1 protein-coding gene is annotated in these 255 nt (G+C 62.0%); it reads left to right on the top strand.

The features are described 5' to 3' along the window. Positions 1 to 255: SDR family NAD(P)-dependent oxidoreductase (locus MTX35_RS25535; RefSeq protein ID WP_243597497.1), on the top strand; the 255-nt coding region annotated here is incomplete at both ends.

Genomic DNA, 255 nt, shown 5'->3' on the forward strand with positions numbered 1-255 from the left:
CGTTTCTGGACCTGGTCGAACGTGAACTCGGACCCCTCGACATCCTGATCAACAACGCGGGCATCATGCCTACCGGCCACGCCCACGAAGAGGACGATGCAGTAACCCGGCGGCAAGTCGAGATCAACGTCCTGGGGGTCATCTTCGGGACCAAACTGGCTCTTCAGCGCATGCTGCCGCGCCGCACCGGACACATCATCAACACTGCGTCATTGGCCGGCGAGCTCGCGGTACCTGGTTTGGCGACCTACTGCG

Source organism: Rhodococcus sp. ARC_M12 (genome assembly GCF_022810385.1).
Classification (GTDB): domain Bacteria; phylum Actinomycetota; class Actinomycetes; order Mycobacteriales; family Mycobacteriaceae; genus Rhodococcoides; species Rhodococcoides navarretei.